A 1,922-nucleotide genomic window follows, 5' to 3' on the forward strand; every position below is an offset into this window, starting at 1 on the left:
ACCGGGTCCCGGTCACCGCGCCTGTGGTGCTGTTGTAGTGGAGCTCGTCGTTGCCGAGGTACACCGTGGTGCCGCTCGGGTCCTGCTTCTCCAGTCGCTTGCCGGCGGCGTCGTAGACGTACGTCACCTTGACCGCCTTCGGCACGCTCGCCGTGCTGTACCCCAAGGACGCGGCGTTCAGCGCCGAGCGTGCGCTCGAACTCGTCCCCGACGCCGCCACCGTCGTCGTCGACCACGGCTACGACATCTACGGCCCAGACCTGTCCGCCATCGACCGCGCCCGCCCCACCCTCGAATACGACCCCAGGTGGTCCGAGCTCACCGTCCGCATCGGCACCCGCCTGCCCTGGTGACCCTCCCAACTGCGCTGCCCCTCCCACCTGAAAGCCTGGCGCCCCGGCGACGAGCCGGTCCCGGTGGAGATCGTCACCTGGCCCTTCTGGGAGCCGCTCGCCGATCGGCAAGTACGACTCGATCAACGCCCACTCCGCGCTCGAAGGACAACGGCCACTCAGATGTGCTGTCGCGTGGAGAGAGCGGAAATTCGCGAACCCGTGGTCCAGGACGCAACGGCGAACGCCGACCAGCGAGATAGTGTCTCGCTGGCCGGCGTCGGGTCGGACCGGCCGGGTCAGCGCCGACGGGTGGTGACCCGGAACCGTGCCTCTGGCATCAGCTTGAGCACGAAGCCGAACTGAATGATCGTCAGTGCCAGCAGCAGCCATCCGGCCCCGCCGGCGACCAGGATCAACAACAGCGGCGCCGCCAGCGCGATACCGCCGAAGGCCCGCAGGTGCGGGAAGAACCGTAGCGGCGATAGGGCCAGCAGTATCACCAGGGAGATCCCGCCGAACAGCGGGAAGAGCAGGTACCCCGCCGCAACCAGCCCGTAAGAATCCTCGTCGCCCGGGTGGGGGACCAGCAGGGTGAGCGCGCCGGCCAGCACGAACCAGCCCACAGCGAAGGCCAGGATGTACCTGATCGCCGCCCGGAGGAACCAGCGCAGTGCGCCCTCCGCCCTCGCCTCAGCAGCCATCAGCAGCTGCCGGGGCAGTTGACCTTGGCGTCCCGGCCACCGTCCCACGGGGGCATCGTGCTCAACCCGTCCTCAGGAGACCACCAAAGATTCTTCATCGGGTCCCTACCTATCATGTTCGGCGCCATCCCTCGACGGTACTGCACCACCTCCATGTCCGGGTACCTGTCCCCCTTGCGCTCCACCGAGACAGAGTGCGTGCCAAGGCTCACCGTCACCGTCGCGTTGGCGGAGAACGCGTCCAGCGAGGCGTTGATCCCGTGGATGTCCATCTTGATCTTGTCCGCGGAGAGTTCGAGCGGGTTGAGGTTGTTGTGCCAGGCCAGCGTGGTGTCCTTGGGGCTGTACGGGCCGACGTCCAGCGGTCGGGCGGGAAGCACCTTGGAATCGAAGTGCTCGCCCAGGAAGGACCACGGCCTAGTGGTCGACGGCGCGACGGTAAAGCTGATCTCGCCGGTCGCGGTATCCCAGAACAGCTCCATCCGATAGGCGGCGCCAGGGTCGTCGGAGGGGCCGCGGTGGTCACCGAGCAGGTTCCAGAACGCTGCGTCGATGTGGTGGATGTAGAAGCGGACCATGATGATGCCGTGGTCCTCCGAGGACTTCGCGGTGGACAGCACCCTGCGCTGCGCGCCCGCCGGTGGGATGCATCCGAAGCCGATCTGGATGGCGTCGTCCACCTTGTCAGCTGGCGGCGTGTACGGGGCGGGCGTCGATGTGGAGGGCGCGGGGTCCGGGCAGCTGTTGACCGCCCACGGGCTGTAGCTGCACGAAGCCGCACCGCCCGAGGCGTTGGTCGCGTTGCAGCCGACCTGGAAGATGCTGCAGGTGGGGCCGCCGCCGCAGACGTCCTTGACGCCGTCGGCGCAGGGTGCGAGTCCGCTCG

At 68.0% G+C, this 1,922-nt stretch carries 3 protein-coding genes; 1 reads left to right on the forward strand and 2 read right to left on the reverse strand.

The window, feature by feature from the left end; all coding sequences use genetic code 11:
- Window positions 1-128: 128 nt before the first annotated feature.
- Complete coding sequence (locus tag ACIPLC_RS38150; RefSeq protein ID WP_400477657.1) at window positions 129-353, forward strand: hypothetical protein; 225 nt, start codon at window positions 129-131, stop codon at window positions 351-353.
- Between the two features lie 278 nt (window positions 354-631).
- Here ACIPLC_RS38150 and ACIPLC_RS38155 read toward each other — a convergent pair whose 3' ends face one another.
- Window positions 632-1,036 (reverse strand): hypothetical protein, encoded by a 405-nt coding sequence (locus tag ACIPLC_RS38155; RefSeq protein WP_400477658.1) that lies wholly within the window; start codon window positions 1,034-1,036, stop codon window positions 632-634.
- On the reverse strand, window positions 1,036-1,922 hold an 887-nt coding region (locus ACIPLC_RS38160), incomplete at its 5' end, for a hypothetical protein (RefSeq protein WP_400477659.1). The genes ACIPLC_RS38160 and ACIPLC_RS38155, both read right to left, overlap by 1 nt.

Source organism: Kitasatospora sp. NPDC086801 (assembly GCF_044745805.1).
Lineage (GTDB): Bacteria > Actinomycetota > Actinomycetes > Streptomycetales > Streptomycetaceae > Kitasatospora.